This window comes from Streptomyces lavendofoliae, assembly GCF_014649735.1.
Classification (GTDB): domain Bacteria; phylum Actinomycetota; class Actinomycetes; order Streptomycetales; family Streptomycetaceae; genus Streptomyces; species Streptomyces lavendofoliae.
The window spans coordinates 373,083-388,948 of the sequence record NZ_BMTP01000003.1 but is presented as its reverse complement, the minus strand read 5'-3'; the positions used below and the strand labels follow the sequence as shown (position 1 = coordinate 388,948).

13 protein-coding genes are annotated in these 15,866 nt (G+C 73.3%); 5 read left to right on the top strand and 8 right to left on the bottom strand.

Features of this window, described 5'->3' with window-relative positions; translation table 11 throughout:
- Positions 1-20: 20 nt before the first annotated feature.
- On the top strand, positions 21-467 hold the full coding sequence (locus IE109_RS07400) for an SRPBCC family protein (protein WP_189549934.1): 447 nt from the start codon (positions 21-23) through the stop codon (positions 465-467).
- A gap of 169 nt (positions 468-636) precedes the next feature.
- Here IE109_RS07400 and IE109_RS07395 read toward each other — a convergent pair whose 3' ends face one another.
- Both IE109_RS07395 and IE109_RS07390 read right to left on the bottom strand, forming a co-directional pair.
- Complete coding sequence (locus IE109_RS07395) at positions 637-3,642, bottom strand: FG-GAP-like repeat-containing protein (protein ID WP_189549933.1); 3,006 nt, start codon at positions 3,640-3,642, stop codon at positions 637-639.
- Positions 3,643-3,878: 236 nt separating this feature from the next.
- The gene (locus IE109_RS07390) at positions 3,879-4,778 is read right to left on the bottom strand and encodes a glycoside hydrolase family 19 protein (protein WP_189549932.1); all 900 of its coding nucleotides are present in this window, start codon (positions 4,776-4,778) and stop codon (positions 3,879-3,881) included.
- A gap of 169 nt (positions 4,779-4,947) precedes the next feature.
- Between IE109_RS07390 and IE109_RS07385 the strand changes: the two genes are divergently transcribed.
- Positions 4,948-6,891: a serine/threonine-protein kinase gene (locus IE109_RS07385; protein ID WP_189549931.1), complete on the top strand. Its 1,944-nt coding sequence runs from the start codon at positions 4,948-4,950 to the stop codon at positions 6,889-6,891.
- A gap of 46 nt (positions 6,892-6,937) precedes the next feature.
- On the opposite strand, the gene IE109_RS07380 is transcribed toward IE109_RS07385, so the two are convergent.
- Complete coding sequence (locus IE109_RS07380) at positions 6,938-8,221, bottom strand: adenylosuccinate synthase (RefSeq protein WP_189549930.1); 1,284 nt, start codon at positions 8,219-8,221, stop codon at positions 6,938-6,940.
- Between the two features lie 174 nt (positions 8,222-8,395).
- On the opposite strand from IE109_RS07380, the gene IE109_RS07375 reads away from it, so the two are divergent.
- Complete coding sequence (locus IE109_RS07375) at positions 8,396-9,199, top strand: diacylglycerol kinase (RefSeq protein ID WP_189549929.1); 804 nt, start codon at positions 8,396-8,398, stop codon at positions 9,197-9,199.
- A 92-nt stretch (positions 9,200-9,291) separates the two neighbouring features.
- Here IE109_RS07375 and IE109_RS07370 read toward each other — a convergent pair whose 3' ends face one another.
- Both IE109_RS07370 and IE109_RS07365 read right to left on the bottom strand, forming a co-directional pair.
- Complete coding sequence (locus IE109_RS07370) at positions 9,292-9,549, bottom strand: hypothetical protein (RefSeq protein ID WP_189549928.1); 258 nt, start codon at positions 9,547-9,549, stop codon at positions 9,292-9,294.
- A 12-nt stretch (positions 9,550-9,561) separates the two neighbouring features.
- Positions 9,562-10,050, bottom strand: coding sequence for a GbsR/MarR family transcriptional regulator (locus tag IE109_RS07365; RefSeq protein WP_189549927.1), 489 nt, complete (start codon positions 10,048-10,050; stop codon positions 9,562-9,564).
- Positions 10,051-10,113: 63 nt separating this feature from the next.
- Between IE109_RS07365 and IE109_RS07360 the strand changes: the two genes are divergently transcribed.
- Positions 10,114-11,004 (top strand): ABC transporter ATP-binding protein, encoded by an 891-nt coding sequence (locus IE109_RS07360; protein WP_189549926.1) that lies wholly within the window; start codon positions 10,114-10,116, stop codon positions 11,002-11,004.
- On the top strand, positions 11,001-12,560 hold the full coding sequence (locus IE109_RS07355; RefSeq protein ID WP_189549925.1) for an ABC transporter permease: 1,560 nt from the start codon (positions 11,001-11,003) through the stop codon (positions 12,558-12,560). The genes IE109_RS07360 and IE109_RS07355 overlap by 4 nt, the downstream gene beginning before the upstream one ends.
- A gap of 50 nt (positions 12,561-12,610) precedes the next feature.
- On the opposite strand, the gene IE109_RS07350 is transcribed toward IE109_RS07355, so the two are convergent.
- Genes IE109_RS07350 through IE109_RS07340 form a run of 3 tightly spaced genes read right to left on the bottom strand, consistent with a single transcriptional unit; the run spans position 12,611 to position 15,852 of the window.
- Entirely contained in the window at positions 12,611-13,810 is a 1,200-nt protein-coding gene (locus IE109_RS07350; RefSeq protein ID WP_189549924.1) for a cytochrome P450, read from the bottom strand.
- Positions 13,811-13,831: 21 nt separating this feature from the next.
- Positions 13,832-14,491, bottom strand: a complete 660-nt coding sequence (locus IE109_RS07345; protein WP_189549923.1) for a response regulator — start codon at positions 14,489-14,491, stop codon at positions 13,832-13,834.
- The gene (locus IE109_RS07340; RefSeq protein ID WP_373297663.1) at positions 14,488-15,852 is read right to left on the bottom strand and encodes a sensor histidine kinase; all 1,365 of its coding nucleotides are present in this window, start codon (positions 15,850-15,852) and stop codon (positions 14,488-14,490) included. Before IE109_RS07340 ends, IE109_RS07345 begins: the two co-directional genes overlap by 4 nt.
- Positions 15,853-15,866: the final 14 nt, after the last annotated feature.

Below are 15,866 nucleotides of genomic sequence, written 5' to 3'. Positions count from 1 at the left end.
ATCACCCGAAAGGGGGCGACATGTCCGCGATCAGGCAAAGTGTCGAGATCTCGCGTCGTCCCGAGGACGTCTTCTCCTACCTGACGGACGCCTCCCACATGCCCGAGTGGCAGGAGAGCGCCCTGGCGGTCAGCCCGGTCGGCGACACCGCCGTGGGCGTGGGCGCGCGGGTCAGGGTGACCCGGCAGATGGGTCGCCGGCGGATGCCGATGACCATGGAGATGCGCGAGTACGACCCTCCCCGGAGCTTCCGCATGGACGGGATCGACGGCCCCGTCCGGGGCCATGTGCACGGGACGGTCGAGCCGATCGGCGACGGCGAGCGGTCGCGCGTGACGCTGGACCTGGACTTCGAGTCGCACGGGGTCGGGAAGGTACTCGTGCCGCTGGTCGTCCGCCCGCACGCGAAGAAGGAGATGCCGAAGAACGAGCAGCACCTCAAGGACATTCTGGAGGCACGCCCATAGCCGACACCGGAGCCCGGGCGCGCTCCGGGCCCCGCGTTCGCCGACGGACCTGCCTTCGATGGTGACCACCCGCACGCCGGTCCCCCGGTAGCGAACGGGGTGGCCACCCGGCGGTGGCCACCCCTGTGTCATAAGCCGAATTCACCCTTGCCGGTGCGGCCGGCGAGGCTCAGTACAGCGTGCCGCGCGCTCCCCACCCCGAGCCGATCTGGATCGTGGGGCCGAACGTGCCGTCGCCCCTTCCGCTGTTGCGCAGCAGCTTGCCGTTGGTGTCGCGGGAGACGAGGTCGTTCTTCCCGTCCCCGTCGACGTCCCCCGCCCCGATGATGGCGTCGCGCCCCGCTCCCCAGTCGCTGAACACCAGGGTCCGGGCGTGGAACGCGCCCGTGCCGGTCGACTCGTACCGCCACAGCTCGCCGCCCGCGTCACGGGCGAGCAGGTCGGCGTGGCCGTCCCGGTCGAGGTCGCCCGCGCCGATGAGAGTGAGGCCGTTCCACTTGCCGGCGAACTTGACGCCCGCCTTGATGCCGCCCGCCCGGTCGTCCGCGTACAGGTAGAGGTCGCCCGTCGAGCGCTGGCGGGCCAGCAGGTCGGCGCGACCGTCGCCGGTCATGTCGCCGGGGTTGAGCAGCGCGTCGAAGGCGTTGAAGCCCGCGCCGATCTTCACCTTGGGGCTCGTGGGGCCGGGGACCCCGGCGCACTTGGCGCCGTGGCGGTACAGCTCGCCCGTGGTGGTGCGGGTGAGGACGTCGTTGCAGCCGTCGTTGTCCAGGTCCCCGAAGGGGACGACGGCGCTGACGCCGGTCCAGCCGCTCGACGTCGTCGACGTGCCCTTCACCGGCTCGTGGGCGCTCAGGGCGCCGCCGCTGCGGGCGAACAGCTCGCCGACGCCGTCACGGTCGTAGTCCCGGAACGGCAGGTACACGTCGGCGACCTGGATGGTCCCGGTGCGCACCGCGCGCGGACCGCTGCCGTCGCCGGGGTCGGCGGTGAGCGTCCAGGTGTAGTGGCCGGCGGGCACGGGGGCACGATCCGAGCCCCTGCCGTCCCAGCCCATCGAGACCTGCGCCCCGAAGCGGTCGGCGGAGCTCCAGCCGGCCACGGTCGTACCGGCCGGGTTCTTGAACTCGATGCTGGTGCGGAGGGCGGGCCGCGACAACTGCCAGGAGCCGTGCCAGCCGCTGTCCCCGCCGTTCGCGACGTTCAGCACCGTGGTGTCCTGGCGCTCCTCGATGACGGTGATCGGGGAGCGCGGCACGGTCACCGGCTTGATGTGGATGCGCTCCTCGGCGTCCGTGAACGCCACGTGTCCGCCGAACTTGTCGACGGACCAGTCGGCGTCGGCCGGGACGGAGGCGAAGTCGGCCGTCCTGACGGCCGCCGGGTCGCCCGTGTGGAAATCGGTGAGCGTGAGCTTCCCGGCCGCGCGGTCCTTGCGCACCACGAACCCGTCACCAAGCTGCGTCTCGCCGAACGGCACGGGGGTGCTCAGCCGGGTCTTCTGGTCCCAGACACCGGCCTTGGCACCCTTGGCACAGCTCCAGTGGAGCCAGCGGCCCACGGCCTGGAGCCGGTCGGGGGTGCAGCCGGAGCCGATCGCGAGGGCCGACGACGTCGCCTTCGTCTTCACGTCGTACCAGGAGACGGTGGAGGGCTTGGCGGGGTCGGACAGCCAAACGGTGGTGCCCCACACCGTGGACGCGGCCTTGCCGCTGAAGGAGCGGGTACTGAACTGCCGCTGGAGGTCGCCCACATACTGGGTGGTGGCGGTGCCCGACACGACGTACCGGCCGGAGCCGCCGGACAGCCGTCCGTACATCCCGTCGGCGTGCTCCCCGGTGAGTCCCCCGATGACGTCGGTGTTCGACTGGTGCGCCGCCTCGCCGTTGCCGAGCGGGACCAAAGCGTTGACCAGGATGGGCAGGCCCCGGACCATGACCCGCCGGTCCGCCGTGGGGGTTCCGGTGATGGACAGGAGGTGCCGGTACAGCTCCGAGGCGGGCGACGCGCCGGCCGTGGTCCGGTAGTGCAGCGCCCCGGCGCCCAGGGTGAGGCCGTCCACGGTCGTGGGCGCGGTCGGGACGTCCTGGACCTTGGTGATCACCGGCACGCCGTCCGCGTCGAGACCGATCCGGCGCACCGCCCAGTCCGTCGCGCCGGTGCCCCCGGTGACGAGCAGGCTGCCGTCGGGGGCGGCCTGCGGACGCGCGGCGGAGTGCGCCAGCAGGAAGCGGGGCTGGCCACCACCCACGGGGATGGCCTGGAGCTGTACGCCGGGCAGGGCGGACTTCCAGCTCTCGGGTGTCCAGCCGAACACGATCCAGTCGCCGATCAGCACCTCCGCGCCCTGGTCGTACCGGTATCCGTTCGCCGGTGCCGGCATCTGCGTCACCACCGGCGTGGCCATCGGGTTGTCGCGCGGCACGGTGCGGACCTGGCGCGGGGCGTCGCCGCCGTAGCGGTCCAGCAGGTGCCGGTCACCGAACTGTTCGAGGTCGACGTCCCCGTGGTCGGGCATCTCCCGCAGCTCGGCGGAGGCGTAGTCGACGAGGTACTCCTTCTCGACCGCCCCGTCGAGGGTGGCCAGGAACACCACGGCGCCCTTGGCCGTCCGCTGGTAGGCGACGCCGTACATCAGCTTGAAGCCACCGGGCACCCCGGTCACCGGCTGCTCGACCGCCTTGCCGTCCCGCATGCGTACGACACCGAGCGAGGCGAGCGACCCGTCCGCCGCCGACCGGGACACGAGGATCGAGTCGGCGGTGAAGCCCTCGGTCCAGCTCGCACCCTCCGGCACCTCCACCCTCCGCACCCCGGTGGAGCCCAGCGCGGTGATGCTCACCGTCCGGGGCGCGCCCGGCGTCGCGGGGTCGAGGGCGGCACGCATGCCGCCGTACCCGTCGCCGGTGGCCGCCAGCGGGGTGCTCGCGCCGGTGGCGTACTCCGTCCAGAGAGTCCCGGTGGTGCCTTCCCGCTGGTGCAGGAAGCCGTCGGCGCCCGCTTCCAGCACGGTGTCGGCGCGCGGCTGGTAGCGGACGGGCGCGGGCACCACGACCTCGGCGGCCGGGCCGTCCGCGGCGAGCGCCGCACCCGGGAACAGCGGCACGAGGGTGCCGGCCAGAGCGACGGACAGGACGACGGACGCGCCGGAGCGCGTCAGGGCATGACGTGGCAAGGGCCCCTCCCCAGGAACCGAAGAAGCGGGAAGACGGCGCGGCGGCTCGCCACGACTGACGTGTCCGGCCCGGCCCCCCGGCCGCACCCTCCCCCGCAAGACGCTGGGATCGTAACAGCGGCCCCGGACAACCCGGCAGGCACTCCCGACCTGGTACGACGAAGGGACCGGCTACGACGAAGAGGCGGCCACCCGCCGGTGGCCGCCTCCGTACCGGGTTGCGTACCCGGTGGGTCTCAGCAGCTCAGGTTCGAGCCCGCGGGGACGCCCAGGATCTGGGTGAAGCGCTGGTAGTTGTTGACGCGGCTCTGGACCTGCGCCGGGTTCTTGCCGTCGCACTCCAGGGAGCCGTTGATGGAGCGGATGGTCTGGCCGAAGCCGGCGCCGTTGACCATGGCGTTGTGGGGGGTCATCGTGCCGGGGCCGTTCTGGGTGTTCCAGTACCAGAGGCCGGTCTTCCAGGCGACCGCCGGCTCCCGCTCGACGCGGTGGGGGTTGTTCAGCAGGTCGATGCCGAGGGCGTCGCCGGCCGCCTTGTAGTTGAAGTTCCAGCTGAGCTGGATCGGGCCGCGGCCGTAGTAGGCGGCCTGGCCGGCCGGGCAGCCGTAGGGCTGGTTGCGGTCGCAGTAGTGCGGGTAGTTGGCGGTGTTCTGCTCCACGATGTGGACCAGGCCGCCCGTCTCATGGCTGACGTTGGCGAGGAAGGCGGCCGCCTCCTGCTTCTTCACCGTGTCGCTGCCCGTGTTGGCGAAGCCGGGGTAGGCGCTGAGCGCGGCGGTCAGACCGCTGTAGGTGTAGAACGAATTCCGGTTCGGGAACATCTGGTTGAACTGCGCCTCGCTCACCACGAAGCCCGAGGGGGACGGCGACGGTCCCGGGCCGGTGCCGCCGCCGCACGTGCCCTGGTCGGACCAGACGTCGGAGGAGCCGGGGCGTTCGTTCTGGGTCCACCACTTCGCCAGCCAGTTGCGGCCGTTGTAGGAGGCGGTCCCACCGCCCGTGTAGACGGCGGAGGAGCTCCACGGCGCCGCGCACTCGGCGGCCGACGCGGAGGAGGCGGGGAGGACGATGGCCAGACCGATGGCCATGACGAGTGCCGCGAGAGCGGCGAAGGAGGTCAACAGGCGTCGCACCATGGGGGTTGTCCTTCCGTGGGGATGGCAACCACCGAAGCGTGAGTGGTCTGTACCTGTCAAGGTCTAGACCAAGTTTTCCCCGATTCGGGACCGGCCCCGGGCGGCTGGCCCCGACCGCCCGCGCGCGCGGCGGAGTTCGCCGGACGGGTGTCTGGCATGCTCTGTTCGCGTGGACCCCCTGCATGCTGAAGACCCCGTCCGGATCGGCCCGTTCCGCCTGCTCGGCAGGCTGGGGTCCGGCGGCATGGGCCGCGTGTACCTGGCCCGGTCCGCGGGCGGCCGGACCGTCGCGGTCAAGGTCGTGCACGCCGGACTCGCCGCCCAGGACGAGTTCCGCCGCCGCTTCGCCCGCGAGGTCGCCGCGCTGGAGAAGGTCGGGGGCGTCGGCACCGCGCCCGTGCTCGGCGCGGACACCGGGGCCGAGGCGCCCTGGGTGGCCATCGGGTACGTCGCCGGGCCGTCCCTGCGCACCGTGGTCGGCACCGAGTACGGGCCGCTGCCCCCGGCGTCGGTACGCTCACTGGCCGTCGGGCTGGCCCGCGCCCTGGAGCACATCCACGCGGCCGGGCTGGTCCACCGGGACCTGAAGCCGGCGAACGTCCTGCTCACCGTGGACGGTCCGCGCGTCATCGACTTCGGCATCGCCCGCGCCGTCGACACGGTCACCGACGGCGGCCTGACCAGCACCGGCGCGGTCGTGGGGTCGCCCGGGTTCATGTCGCCCGAGCAGGTGCGGGGCGAGCGGCTCACCCCGGCGTCGGACGTCTTCTGCCTCGGCTCGCTCCTCGCGTACGCGGCGACCGGCCGCGCCCCGTTCGGCACCGCCGACAGCGGCGTCCACGCCGTGATGTTCCGCATCGCCCACGACGAGCCGGACCTCACCGGGCTGCCCGCCGAGCTGGACGACCTGGTACGCGGCTGCCTGGCCAAGGACCCGGCCGCCCGCCCCACCGCCGCCCGTCTCGCCGAGCACGTCGAGGCCACCGACCCGTGGCTGCCCGCCGGACTGCTCGCCCAGCTCGGGAGGACGGCCGCCCGGCTGCTGGACGAGGACGGCACCCCGCCGCACGGCGGCGGCTCCGCGCGGGAGGACGGCGCGGCGCGGGACGGTGACGCGGCGCGGGACCGCACCCCCGCGCGGGACGGTGACGCGGCGCGGGACGCCACCACCTCGCCGGCCGGTGCGCCGACCCGGAACGGCGACCCGACCCGGAACGGCGGCCCACGAAGGCGGCAGCGGCGGCGTCTGCTGGCCGGAGCCGCCGCCGCGCTGACCGCCGCGGCCGCCGTCGCGTACGGCCTGGTGGAACGGAACGGGACACCGGGCGCGCCCACCGGCGGCACGGTCGCGCGGGACAAGCCGCGCAATGCCGTCCCCGCCGGCTTCCTCGGCGCCTGGGAGGGGGTCCTGCGGGGCACCGAGACCGCTCCGTACGAGACCGCCCGCATCGAGATCACCGAGGGGGCGCCGGGCGACAAGGCGGCGGTCCACGTCCACGTGGGCGGCGAGCGGCTCTGCATGGGCCGGTCGACGCTCGTCTCGGCGGACGAGGACAAGATCGTGTTCGGCGAGAGCGACGTGACGACGAGCGTGCCCGCCAAGCGCTGCACACCGGCCGCCCACCAGAAGCTGACCGTGCGCTCCCCGGAGGTGCTGGAGTGGTCGTCGGGCGCGGCGACCGCCACGTTCCGCCGGGCGCGGTCGGGGCCGCGGGTGGTGCCCTCGGAGTTCCTCGGGCGCTGGAAGGACGTACCCCACCCGGACGTGTCCGACCCGCAGGCGGACCTCTACGAGCACGAGGTGACCATCACGCAGGGGCCGGTCGGCGCGCCGCTCGTCCGGTTCGCGCACAGCTTCCCGCGGACCGACGAGGAGACCGGCGAGCCGCTGCCGGACACGGTCCACTGCGAGCAGACCGCCGTCCTCGGCGGCGCCGGCACCCTGCTGGTCCTGGGCCCGGCGACGGTCGACGCCGCCGCGTCCGACCGGGAGTGCACCGCCTCGGGCGCGTCGGCGAACCTGCGGATCCAGCGCGTCGACGGCAAGGACCGGCTGCTGGTGTACGGCATGGACGCGGACGGGGAGCCCGGTGAGTTCTCCAAGGAGAACTGACCGGGCTCCCCGTCACGGGCCCCTGCTCGGGACCCGGCGCGTGCGCCTAGAGGAAGGAGTTGATCTCGATCGTCTCGGTACGGCCCGGGCCGACGCCGATCGCGGAGATCGGCGCGCCGGACATCTCCTCCAGCGCCTTCACGTACGCCTGCGCGTTCTTGGGCAGGTCGGAGAAGGTCTTGGCCTTGGAGATGTCCTCGGACCAGCCCGGCAGGTACTCGTAGACCGGCTTCGCGTGGTGGAAGTCCGTCTGCGAGTAGGGCAGCTCCTCGACGCGCTTGCCGTCGATCTCGTACGCCACGCAGACCGGGATCTGCTCCCAGCCGGTGAGCACGTCCAGCTTGGTGAGGAAGAAGTCGGTCAGGCCGTTGACGCGGGTGGCGTACCGGGCGATGACCGCGTCGAACCAGCCGCAGCGGCGGTCGCGGCCGGTGGTGACGCCGCGCTCGCCGCCGATGCGGCGCAGCGCCTCGCCGTCCTCGTCGAACAGCTCCGTCGGGAACGGACCGGCGCCGACACGGGTGGTGTACGCCTTGAGGATGCCGATGACCCGGCTGATCTTCGTGGGGCCGACGCCCGCGCCGGTGCAGGCACCGCCGGCGGTCGGGTTCGAGGAGGTGACGAAGGGGTACGTGCCGTGGTCCACGTCCAGGAGGGTGCCCTGGCCACCCTCGAAGAGGACGACCTTGCCCTCGTCGATGGCGTTGTTGAGGATCAGCGTGGTGTCGGCGACGAACGGCTTGATCCGGTCCGCGTACTGGAGCATCTCCTCGACGATCCGGCCGGACTCGATCGCGCGGCGGTTGAAGACCTTGGCGAGCAGCTGGTTCTTCTGCTCCAGGGCCGCCTCGACCTTCTGGGTGAGGATCGACTCGTCGTACAGGTCCTGGACGCGGATGCCGACGCGGTTGATCTTGTCGGCGTACGTCGGGCCGATGCCGCGCCCGGTCGTACCGATCTTGCGCTTGCCGAGGAACCGTTCCGTCACCTTGTCGAGGGTGACGTTGTACGGCGTGATCAGGTGCGCGTTACCGCTGATCAGCAGCTTCGACGTGTCGACGCCGCGCTCGTTCAGTCCGCTCAGCTCGGAGAGCAGGACCGCCGGGTCGACGACGACTCCGTTCCCGATCACCGGGGTGCACCCCGGGGAGAGGATTCCGGAAGGGAGAAGGTGCAGCGCGTACTTCTGGTCGCCTACGACGACCGTGTGGCCGGCGTTGTTGCCGCCCTGGTAACGCACCACATAATCAACGGATCCACCGAGGAGGTCGGTGGCCTTTCCCTTGCCCTCGTCACCCCACTGAGCACCGAGCAGCACAAGTGCGGGCACAGGCGTACACCCCTTCCGGGCGGGGCATGTCCAAGGCGCGGGGAGTACGGACGTCGTACGACGGTGTACGACACAACCTGAGCCGTCGGACCGGGTGCCCCGGAATAGACGAAGCCCCTGGCGCAATAGCGCAAGGGGCTCTTGCACAAAGATGCTACCCGAGGAAGGACCGAGGTGTCGGCTCCCGACCAGCTGCTGGTCGTCATCGACGCGGTAGCGCGCCGGAACGACGGCGAATCCGTACGGATCGCGACGGACGTGCTCCGCGCCGGGGCGAGCGTGAAGATCTGTCTGGCCGACACCCCCGCGGAGTTCGCCCGGGCCCTCGCGCGGCGGGGTTCGCGCCGTCCGGTGGTCATCGGCGACGACCGGGCGCTGCTGCGGGCGGTGGCCCAGTTGCACCGGGAGCGGGAGCTGGCCGACGGGGCGTTGTCGCTGGTCCCGGTGGGGGCGCGGGGCGGTGTGGAGCTGGCCGGGGCGCTGGGCGTGCCGCTGGGCGCGGTGGCGGCGGCGAGGGCGGTGCTGGACGGGGCGGCGCGCCGGCTGGACCTGCTGGTCGACGACAGCGACGGGGTGGTGGTGCGGGGGCTGCGGATTCCGGCGGGGCCCGCGGGCCTGGCGGTGGTCGAGCCGCCGACGGTGTGGGACACCTGCCGGTCGCTGGTACGGACGCTGGTCCGTCCGGCGCCCGCCGTCCCGGCGATGCGGGCGCACCGGCTGCGCGTGGAGGTCGACGGGCGGCTGCTGAGCGACCTGGACGACCCGGTCGAGGGCGTGACGGTGCTGTCCCGGGGCGGGGTCGCGGAGGTCGTCGTCCGCCCCCGGGCCGCGGAGCCGGTGCGGGCGGAGGCGACGGCGGTCACCATCTCGGGCGCGTCGTTCCGCTACCGGGCGGACGCGCTGGTGACGGGGCCGGTGTGGACCCGCACCTGGACCCTGCGCCCCTCGGCGTGGTCGCTCACCCTGCCGGCGGCGTGACGCCCGCGCGGCCGGGGCGCGTGGCCGGGCCCGTACGGCCGGGGCGCGTGGCCGGGCCCGTACGGCCGGGGGCGGCAGGGCCCGCGCGGCTTCTACAGCGCGTCCAGCGGGCCCGTGGTCGTGGGGGATGACGGGTCCGAGGGGGCGTCGTCGTCATCGTCCGGCGAGCCGGGGAACATCAGCCAGGCGCTGGCGCTGATCATGCCCAGGGACGTCATTCCGAGGGCGAACTTCAGCAGCCGCATGCCGCCCGTCCACTCGTGGGGCGGACCGAACACGACCCAGAAGCCGAGGCCCGTTCCGGCCAGCAGGACGAGGACAGCGGCGGTGCGGCGCAGGGCGGTTGACATCCCCGCATGATCTCATTCGCGCTCGCGCGCCGTGGCGGCACGGTGCTCCCGCCAGCGACCCAGCAGTTCGTGCATCTCGTCCTGGAGGAACGCGAAGAAGTCGGCCGTCTCGGCCACCCGCGCCCCCGCCGCCGTGTCCGTGCCGAGTGTCTCCGCGCCGTCGCGCAGGACGGTCTCCCAGCGGGTCAGCAGCTGGTCGCGGCGGGTGAAGGTCTCGTACCAGAGCTCGTTGTGCAGCACGTACCGGTCGCGCCGCGAACCCGGCTCCCGCTCGCGGCTGACCATGCCGACCTGGTTGAGGTAGCGGACGGCGCCGGACACGGCGGCCGGGCTGATCCGCAGCCGCTCCGACAACTCCGCGGAGGTCAGCGAACCGCTGTCGGAGGCGAGCAGCGCCGCGAAGACGCGGGAGGCCATGCGCTGCATGCCGGCCTCGGTCAGCTCGGCGGCGAAGCGCTCGACGAAGCGGCCGGCCGGTGGTTCCTCGTTCTCCATGGACATGCCCCCGACTTTACACGCTTCCTTAACTTCACAAGTTTGTGAAGTTACCGTACGTTCAAAATCATGACGAACGCCATCACCGTCTCCGGACTGCACAAGTCGTTCGGGCGGACGCACGCACTGGACGGTCTCGACCTGGCCGTCGCGACCGGCGAGGTCCACGGCTTCCTCGGCCCCAACGGGGCCGGCAAGTCCACCACCATCCGCGTCCTGCTCGGCCTGCTGCGCGCCGACTCCGGCACCGCCCGGCTCCTCGGCCGCGACCCCTGGCACGACGCCGTCGAACTGCACCGGCGCGTGGCCTACGTCCCCGGCGACGTGACCCTGTGGCGCAACCTCTCCGGCGGCGAGGTCATCGACCTGCTCGGCAGGCTGCGCGGGGGCCTCGACCCGGCCCGCCGGGCCGAACTCGTCGACCGGTTCGAACTCGACCCCACCAAGAAGGGCCGTACGTACTCCAAGGGCAACCGGCAGAAGGTCGCCCTCGTCGCCGCCTTCGCCTCGGACGTCGACGTCCTGGTCCTCGACGAGCCGACCAGCGGCCTCGACCCACTGATGGAGGAGGTCTTCCAGCGGTGCGTCACCGAGGAGCGCGACCGGGGCCGGACGGTGCTGCTGTCCTCCCACATCCTCAGCGAGGTGGAGAGCCTCTGCGACCGCGTCAGCATCATCCGCAACGGCCGCACCGTGGAAACCGGCTCCCTCGCCGAACTGCGCCACCTCACCCGGACCAGCGTCACCGCCGAACTCGCCGGCCCGCCCGGCGCGCTCGCCCACCTGCCGGGCGTCCACGACCTGGACGTACGGGGGCACCGCGTCAGCCTCCGGGCCGACACCGACAAGCTGGACGCCGTGCTGCGGTCCCTCGCCGACTCCGGCGTACGGTCCCTCACCAGCACCCCGCCCACCCTGGAGGAGCTGTTCCTCCGCCACTACCAGGAGGCCGGGCGGTGACCGCCTTCACCGGGACCGGCGCCCTCACCCGGCTCGCGCTGCGCCGGGACCGGCTGCTGCTGCCGCTGTGGGCCCTGGTCGTCGGCGGCATGGTGGCCAGTGGCTCCGGGTCGCTCGGGGCGCTCTACGACACCCCCGCCGAGCGCGCCGCCCTCGCCGCGTCGATGACCGCCAACAGCTCGATGCGCTCGCTGTACGGGCCGGTGCTGGGCGACTCGATCGGGGCCCTGGTCGCCTGGCGGTTCACCACGTTCGCCGCGGTGCTCGCCGCCATCATGAGCATGATCATCGTGGTACGGCACACCCGCGAGGAGGAGGAGACGGGACGGCAGGACATGCTGTCCGCCGCCCGGGTGGGCCGCCGGGCCCCGCTCACGGCCGCGCTGCTCACGGCCCTCCTCGCGGACGCCGCCGTCGCCCTGATCGTCACCGCCGGGCTGTCCGGCGAGGGCCTGCGCGGCGCCCTCGCCCTCGGCCTCGCGGTCGGCGGCACCGGCATGGTCTTCGCCGGCCTGACCGCGATCGTCGCGCAGCTCACCGAGAGCGCCCGGCTCGCCAGGGGCCTCACGGCGGCGCTGCTCGGCCTCGCGTTCGCGCTCCGGGCGGCCGGCGACGCGGGCGGCTCCCCCGCGCCGACCTGGGCCTCCCCCATCGGCTGGGCGCAGCACGTCCGGCCCTTCGCCGGCGAGCGCTGGTGGGTCCCGCTGCTGATGGCGGCGGCGGTCGCCGCCCAGGGCACGGTGGCGTTCGCGCTGTCCGCCCGCCGCGACGTCGGCATGAGCTTCCTCCCGGCCCGCCCCGGACCCGCGTCCGGGCGCATCGCCACGGCGGGCGGTCTGGCCTGGCGGCTCCAGCGCGGCGGCCTCCTCGGCTGGACGGCCGGCTTCCTGGTCGCGGGCGTGGTCTTCGGCGGCATGGTCGAAGGCGCGAGCGACCTGGTCGGCGACAACGAGCAGGCGCGGCGGATCTTCGAGCGGATGGGCGGGCAGGCCGGCCTCCAGGACGCCTTCCTCGCCACCATGACCGGCCTGTTCGGCATGGTCGCCGCGCTCTTCGTGGTCGGGTCGGTGCTCCGCCTGCACGGCGAGGAGACCTCGCAGCGCGCCGAGCCGGTCCTGGCGGGCGCGGTCGGCCGCCTGCGGTGGGCGGCCGGCCACCTGGTCATCGCCTTCGGCGGCGCGGTCGCGCTGATGGCCGCGGCGGCGGCCGGGCTCACCCTGGCGTACGGGCGGGACGGCGGCCCGATCCTGGGCGCCGCGCTCGCCCAGCTTCCGGCGGTGTGGGTACTCGGCGGCCTGGCGGTACTGCTGCACGGGGTGGTCCCGAAGGCGGCCCCCGCGGCGTGGGGCGTGGCGGGCCTGTGCCTGGCCCTCGGCTGGATCGGCCCGGCGCTGGACCTGCCGGGGCCGGTGCTGGACCTGTCGCCCTACGGGCACCTGCCCAAGCTGCCGGGCGCGCCGGTCGACCCGGCGCCGCTGCTGCTGCTGACCGGCCTGGCGGCGGCCCTGGCGGCGGCCGGCCTGGCGGGGCTGCGGCGGCGGGACGTGACCGCCTGACGTGCTCACCCCGGCGGGCCCGCGACGGCGGAACGTGCCCGCCCGACGGCTCACACCTCGACCAGCAGGCCGTCCAGCCCCCGGATCACGAGGCCCGGCCTGCGCTCCGGCTCCCTCACCGGCCGGAGCTCGGGGGCGCGCTCCAGCAGGGCCGTCATCGAGGCGGCCAGCTCCATACGGGCCAGCGGGGCTCCCACGCAGTAGTGGATGCCGGCGCTGAAGGAGATGTGGGGGTTGTCCACCCGCGCCAGGTCCAGCGTGTCGGGGCGGTCGAAGGCGTCCGCGTCCCGGTTGGCCGAGCCGAACAGGAGGGCGATCTCCGAGCCGCGCGGCACCGTGGTGCCGCCGATCTCGATGTCGTCCAGCACCCAGCGCTCGAAGAGCTGGAGCGGGGTGTCGTAGCGGAGGAGCTCCTCCACGGCGGTGGGGACCAGCCCAGGGTCGGCGCGCAGGGCGGCGAGCTGCTCCGGGTGGCGGAAGAGCGTCCACCAGGCCCCGACCGTGGAGTTGACCGTCGCCTCGTGGCCGGCGTTCAGCAGCAGCACGCAGGTGGAGACCAGCTCCTGGCCGGTGAGCCGGTCACCCTCGTCATGGGCCGCGATCAGCGCGCTGATCAGGTCCTCGCCCGGCCTGGCGCGCCGCTCGGCGATCAGCTCCCGCAGATACGCCGAGAACTCCACCGACGCCCTGACCGCACGGGCCGCCGTCTCCTCGTCCGGGTTCAGCTCGTACATGCCGCAAATGTCGGCCGACCAGGGCCGCAGCGGCGCCCGGTCGGCCTCGGGGATGCCGAGCATCTCCGCGATGACGGCGACCGGCAGCGGCTCGGCGACGGCGGTCAGCAGGTCGCCGCCGCCCTCGGCGACCAGGGAGCCGACGAGTTCGTCCGCCAGCCGGTGGACGTAGGGCCTCAGCCGCTCGACCGTGCGCGGGGTGAACGCCTTCGACACCAGGCGCCGGATGCGCGTGTGGTCCGGCGGCTCCAGGTCCAGCATCCCGTGGTCGTTGAGGGTGTGGAACGGCTCGTGCGCGGCCGGCGGCGGCGTACGCCCGAAGTCCTCGTCAGTGAAGCGGTGCCGGTACGTCCGCCCCAGCCGCCGGTCCCGCAGCAGCGCGGACACGTCCGCGTGGCGCGGGACCAGGTACTGGCGCGTCGGTTCGAACCAGTGCACCCGGCCGCGGGCGCGCAGTTCGGCGTAGGCCGGGTAGGGGTCGGCGACGAAGGCGGGGGACCACGGGTCGAAGTCCATGCGCCCGACCCTATGCAGGGCTCAGCCCGGTGTCACCAGCCGCGCCTCGTACGCGAAGACCGCCGCCTGCGTACGGTCCCGGAGGCCGAGCTTCACCAGGATGCGGCTGACGTGCGTCTTGATGGTCGACTCGGCGACCACCAGGTGCGACGCGATCTCGCCGTTGGACAGGCCCTGCGCGATCAGCACCAGGACCTCCGTCTCCCGCTCCGTCAGGTCGCCCACCTGGGCGAGGGCCGGTGGCCGGGCCGTCTCGGCGGTCTTGGCGAACTCGGTGATCAGGCGCTTGGTGACGGTCGGCGCCAGCAGCGCCTCGCCGCCCGCCACGACCCGCACGCCCTCCGCGAGCTGGCGCGCGGAGGCGTCCTTCAGCAGGAAGCCGGACGCCCCGGCGCGCAGCGCCTGGTACACGTACTCGTCCAGGTCGAACGTCGTCAGGACCAGCACCTTGGCGTCGCCGTCCGCCGCGACGATCTCCCGGGTGGCGTCGATGCCGTTCATCTCGGGCATCCGGATGTCCATCAGGACCACGTCCGGGCGGAGGGTCGCGACCTGCCGGACCGCCTCCCTGCCGTTGACGGCCTCGCCCACCACCTCGATGTCGGGCATCGCGTTCAGCAGGACCGAGAAGCCCTCGCGGACCATGATCTGGTCGTCGACGATCAGTACGCGGATGGTCATGCCGTCTCCTGCCTCGGGGCCGGGATGAACGCCGCCACCTCGTAGCCGCCGTCCTCGGTGCTCTCCGCCGTCATCTCGCCGTCCAGCATCGCCACCCGCTCCCGCATGCCCGTGATCCCGTGCCCGGCCCCCGGCGAGGGCTTGACCAGGCCGCGCGCCGGCCCGTTCACCACCCGCAGGCCCAGCCCGCCCAGCACGTACGACACCTCCACCTTGGCGGACGCGCCGGGCGCGTGCCGCAGCACGTTGCTGAGCGCCTCCTGCACGATCCGGTACGCGGACAGCTCCACGCCCTGCGGCAGCTCCCGCGCGGCGCCGGTGACCGTGGCGTCCACGGTGAGGCCCGCCTCGCGGACGTTGGCGATCAGCGAGTCGAGGTCGGCGAGCGTCGGCTGCGGGGCGTCGGGCGCCTCGTAGTCCTCGGCCCGTACGACACCGAGGATGCGGCGCAGCTCGGTCAGCGCGGCCACCGCGTTCTCCCGGATCGTGGCGAAGGCCTGCTCCAGCTCGGGCGGCGGGTTCTCCACCCGGTACGGGGCGGCCTCCGCCTGGATGGCGACGACCGACATGTGGTGGGCGACCACGTCGTGCAGCTCGCGCGCGATGGTGGTGCGCTCCTCCAGGAGGGTGCGCTTGGACCGCTCCCGCTCGGTGACCGTCTGCTGTGCGCTGACCTCCTCCTTCGCCTCGCGGCGGGTGTGGCGGACGGTGACGGCGAGCAGGACGAGGGCGGAGGTGACCAGCAGGGGCGCGGTCTGGCCGCCGCCGCCCCGGCTGAGGAACGCCTCGCAGAAGAAGCCGTAGATCCCGGTCAGGACCCACATCCAGGCGCTGGTGCGGGGCCGGGTGCGGGCCGCGACCACCGTCAGGACGACGAGGTGGGCGCCGAAGCTGGTCGGCGCCCAGGGCCAGCCGTCCCAGAAGCCGGAGAGCACGCTGACGAACGGGGCGCTGATCAGCGACAGCCAGAACGCGCCGACCGGCCGGACCAGCGTCAGCAACACCGCGGCCGCCGGGACGACCCCGGTGACCGGCTGCCCGTCCCCGTACCCGATGGCCAGGACGATCAGCGCCGCCCCGGCGACCAGGGCGTGCGGGAACCAGGTCAGGTACTGGCGTATGAAGCGGGGCAGCCGCCTGGTCACAGGGCCGTCGGTGCCCATGGGCGGGAGCAGCCGGTAGGCGAGGGCGTCGTCGAGGAGCTCGCGGCGCATGCCCAGGAACATCCCGTGGGCCATCCGGTACTCCGGGCTGCGGGTCTTGGTGTCGGTCACGTCAGCAACGGTAAGCAAGGACGGGGACGCGGTCGTCACCTTCGATACGGATCCTTCCGCGTCCCCCTGGAGTACTACGCGGCTGATCACGCCGCTGATCA

What these genes read in the sequence shown, in the direction of transcription:
- IE109_RS07400 (WP_189549934.1), top strand. Translation starts at nt 21, where the DNA reads ATGTCCGCGATCAGGCAAAGTGTCGAGATCTCGCGTCGTCCCGAGGAC.
- IE109_RS07390 (WP_189549932.1), bottom strand. Translation starts at nt 4,778, where the DNA reads ATGGTGCGACGCCTGTTGACCTCCTTCGCCGCTCTCGCGGCACTCGTC.
- IE109_RS07370 (WP_189549928.1), bottom strand. Translation starts at nt 9,549, where the DNA reads ATGTCAACCGCCCTGCGCCGCACCGCCGCTGTCCTCGTCCTGCTGGCC.
- IE109_RS07365 (WP_189549927.1), bottom strand. Translation starts at nt 10,050, where the DNA reads ATGTCCATGGAGAACGAGGAACCACCGGCCGGCCGCTTCGTCGAGCGC.
- IE109_RS07360 (WP_189549926.1), top strand. Translation starts at nt 10,114, where the DNA reads ATGACGAACGCCATCACCGTCTCCGGACTGCACAAGTCGTTCGGGCGG.
- IE109_RS07350 (WP_189549924.1), bottom strand. Translation starts at nt 13,810, where the DNA reads ATGGACTTCGACCCGTGGTCCCCCGCCTTCGTCGCCGACCCCTACCCG.
- IE109_RS07345 (WP_189549923.1), bottom strand. Translation starts at nt 14,491, where the DNA reads ATGACCATCCGCGTACTGATCGTCGACGACCAGATCATGGTCCGCGAG.